Genomic DNA, 3,599 nt, shown 5'->3' with positions numbered 1-3,599 from the left:
CCCACCCCGAGAGGGTAGGCCGGCGGACGGCTTTGCCCGCCACGACGTTCCCCCACACCGACTTCACCTGCATCAGAGGCGAATTCGCGTTGGTCTGTGTGGTTGGGCTTCTCCGTTGCCGCAGGGTGGGGCGCCGCGACGTCATTTCAGGTGGGGGTTGATCCGTTGCCCTGTGGTGGCGGCTCGAACGATCGCGTCCAGGAGGCGGTGCCGCATCACGGCGTGGGCGAAGTCCGGGACGACGGCCGTGCCGCGGTGGAGATCGTCTCTAATCGCGGCGTACGCGTGCGCCACGGTATGGGCAGGCGTGCCGGCCAGATGGGGGTAGTCGTCGTAACCGTCGGGCAGTGCCAACGCGGCAGGCCGAGCACCCCGATGAGCACCGCGTACGGTGACCGGACCCAGGTGCGGGTACCCGGGGGCGGTCACCTCCAGAGTCCCATCCGCACCGTCGATCACCAACGTGAAGCCGGCACCCGACGCAATGCCCCCTCGGTGGTGCACGGAGAGGATCGCCCCGCCGGGCACGGTGCCGGAAACCGCGATCTGGTCTGCGGCGGTCATCGAGATGGTTTGGCCAGTCCGGCCGAGGGGGACCCAGGGGTGCCGTGTCGCCGTCGTGGCGACCACCTCCTCGAACTCCCCCACGATCATCGCAACGAGGTCGATCGCGTGCCCGAACGCGATCGTCAGCATCGTGGCCCCGAGCCTTCGATCCAGCGTGTACCGCGTGTGCTCCGTGACAGGGGCTCCCCATTCGTCTGACGCCGCCACAACGGTGGCCGAGAGCACCTCGCCGACGTAGCCACTCGCCACCAGATCCGCCAACCATCTTGCGGTAGGCGAGGTTCGCCCCTGCAGCCCGACGAAGGTGCGGATCCCACGACCAGCGCTTGCCAACTCTTGCGCCTCGGCGAGGTTCACGGCGAACGGCCACTCACACAACACCGGGACCCCTGCCGCCAGCGCAGGCAGCACCAGCTCGCGGTGCCTGGGGACCTTGACCGCCACGACCACCAGGTCGATGTCGTCGGCCGTGGCCAGTTGCTCGACCGATGCGTACGCCGGCACCCCGTAGGCCGCGCTCGCCGCGCGAGCCGATGCAGCCGAACTTGCCGCCAAGCCACGCAGTTCCACCCCAGCCACCGCCGCCAACGCGGGAACATGACCGCCTGCCGCCCACCCGCCCGTTGCACTCAAACCCACGATGCCGACACCGAGCGGGCGCATGCCGCCGCCGGCACGTGCCGCTCCCGCCATGGTCATCGCGTCCCGTTCTCCCACCGACCCGGCCACCACACCGTCGAACAACGACTCACGCCCCCAGTTGGCGACTCAGCGCCTCGGCGTCGTGCAAGTTCGACATCTGGACGAACCGCCCGTCCCTAACTTGGTACAGGGCATACTCGACGATCTCGAACGCGCCACCACTGGGGGCCACCCCTTGCCACTCCTTGACGGGGGTGCCGGTATTGATCAACCGCACGGCCAGACGGTCACCATTGACGAGCACTTCCCGAACCTCCCACTGAAAGTCGGGTACTGCGTCGACAATCCCCGTGAGGTCCGCGACGACGGCGGCCCGCGTACCCGCCTCACCGTGATGAGAGGGGTGATCGCTGATGAACTCGTCCATGCGGTCGAACTCGTGAGCGTTGAGGGCCTCGATGTAACGCTCGTAGAACTCGCGCAGATCGACCTCAGACATGACGACCTTCCCTCGCCGAAGCGGCGACTACCTCCACTACAGCCAACTCCGAGTACCGTTCGACGACAATCGCGTTCGGGTCGTAATCGGCGCCACCCACGAAGCTCCAAGGCGCCGATGCCGCCCGCCTAGAGGTCGTCATCAGACGTTGAACCCGCCGTCGACGTACCACGTGGCGCCGGTCACGAATCCGGCCTCCGGGAGCGCGAGATAGGCGACGGCGCTGGCGATGTCGTGCGGTTGGCCGTAGCGACCAACCGCGGTCATGGCGCGATTGATGCTGGCGAGCTCGCTGTCGTCGTCGGGATTCATCTCCGTGGCGGTGGGACCTACGGCGAGATTGTTCACGGTGATTCCCCGTGGGCCCAGTTCGCGCGCCAACCCCTTCGTCAAGCCCGCCACCGCGGCCTTGGTCATCGTGTAGACCGAGAGGCCCGGGACATGAACGCGATCGGCGCTGACGCTGCCGATGGTGATGATGCGGCCGGCGCCGTCCATGTGGGGCACGGCCGCCTGAACGGCGGTGAACACGCCGCGCACGTTGACGGACACCAGATGATCGAACTGGTCCAACGAAAAGGACTCGACGGGGGCTATATGCGCGACGCCGGCGTTGTTGACCAGAATGTCCAAGCCGCCGAGGCGGTGCGCGGCATCGTCGACCACGCGCTGGGTGGCCTCGGCGTCTGCGAGGTCGGCCTGGAGCGCGATCACCTTGGAACCCAGCTCGGACACCTCGGTGACGAGCTCGTGGGCGCGCTCGGGCGACGTGTTGTAGGTGAACGCGACGTCGGCGCCGTCACTGGCGAGTCGTCGGACGATCGCGGTACCGATGCCCCGCGAGCCGCCCGTCACCAGGGCCCGAAGTCCCGTCAACGGCTGCGCCGCCGTATTCGGGGATGGCTCGATCGTGTGAGTGCTCAAGGTTGTGATCCTTTCCATGGTTTGCCTGATCCGTTCGATCGGCATGTTGAGAGGTGCAACGAGCGCCGAGGCCTGCCAGCGCAATTGACCGCTGCCGGCAACTGATTGGCGTTGTCGCGGACACACGCCGTGTCCGCGCTCGTGATGTCGTCCGTGCGCGACCGACGGCTAGAACTTGCCACCGCCGAAGCCGAGGTTCGCGCCACGAACCGAGGCCGGCTTCGGCGGACGCGAGGAACGCCGCCACGAGGGCGTTGGGCGGCACCCAGCCCGATCCCGGACTGCCGCAAGCCGCGGCGGCAGTCGTGCTGTCGAGCGTTCCCATGTCGGCCCCTCTTGGAGATGAGTATCGATCGGTATCGATCGGTACGGAATGACCATAGCACTTCAGCACCGATCGGTACCAAATTCACTGCGTTTGACCCCGGTCGTCGCGCGCGATGACCGGAACCGGCCAATCAACCTCGGCGCGGCCAGCTCCCGAATGCCGACGGGCACTCGGCGCGCGTCGGATCAGCCCGCCTACTCAACCGATGCCGACGACTACACCCCAACCCTCGTGAACCACAACCACCAACCGACACCCGAGGAGGGTTCGGCGCTGCCCGTCGTCACAGTCGGCCACACCGAGGCCAGGCACAGAGCGATGTCGCTCATCCGCGACCGAAGAAGGGCATCCCACGCGCCATGATGGTCAGCGACGGCACCGAGACCTCCAGCGGTAACTCAACCAGGTACGCCAGCGACCGTGCCACGTGCACGGCATCGAAGGTCGGCTCTGCAGCCATAGTTCCGTTGGCCTGCAACGCCTCCGCGCCGAACCCCGCGGTCATCGCGGTAGCGGCATTGCCGATGTCGATCTGCGTCACGCAGATGTCGACGTCACGCAAGTCCAGCAGCATGGATGCCGTCAACCCGCTGATCGCGTGCTTGGTGACCGTGTAGGCCACGCTGCGTGGCCGAGGCC

The 3,599-nt window shown here is 67.1% G+C and carries 4 protein-coding genes; all 4 read right to left on the bottom strand.

Going from position 1 to position 3,599, the window contains the following annotated elements; all coding sequences use genetic code 11:
- Window positions 1-141 precede the first annotated feature (141 nt).
- The gene (locus tag ABW137_RS36985; protein WP_526408152.1) at window positions 142-1,266 is read right to left on the bottom strand and encodes a Gfo/Idh/MocA family protein; all 1,125 of its coding nucleotides are present in this window, start codon (window positions 1,264-1,266) and stop codon (window positions 142-144) included.
- 49 nt (window positions 1,267-1,315) lie between these two features.
- Complete coding sequence (locus ABW137_RS36980; RefSeq protein WP_526408150.1) at window positions 1,316-1,708, bottom strand: ester cyclase; 393 nt, start codon at window positions 1,706-1,708, stop codon at window positions 1,316-1,318.
- A 141-nt stretch (window positions 1,709-1,849) separates the two neighbouring features.
- Window positions 1,850-2,632 (bottom strand): SDR family NAD(P)-dependent oxidoreductase, encoded by a 783-nt coding sequence (locus tag ABW137_RS36975; RefSeq protein ID WP_526408148.1) that lies wholly within the window; start codon window positions 2,630-2,632, stop codon window positions 1,850-1,852.
- Between the two features lie 653 nt (window positions 2,633-3,285).
- Window positions 3,286-3,599 (bottom strand): SDR family oxidoreductase (locus ABW137_RS36970; RefSeq protein ID WP_526408146.1); only part of this gene is annotated, 314 nt, incomplete at its 5' end.

The organism is Mycobacterium sp., from assembly GCF_040509115.1.
Lineage (GTDB): Bacteria > Actinomycetota > Actinomycetes > Mycobacteriales > Mycobacteriaceae > Mycobacterium.
This window is presented reverse-complemented; position numbering and strand designations above follow the sequence as displayed.

Coding starts and splice junctions, on each gene's coding strand:
- ABW137_RS36985 (WP_526408152.1), bottom strand. CDS start 1,266: ATGACCATGGCGGGAGCGGCACGTGCCGGCGGCGGCATGCGCCCGCTC.
- ABW137_RS36980 (WP_526408150.1), bottom strand. CDS start 1,708: ATGTCTGAGGTCGATCTGCGCGAGTTCTACGAGCGTTACATCGAGGCC.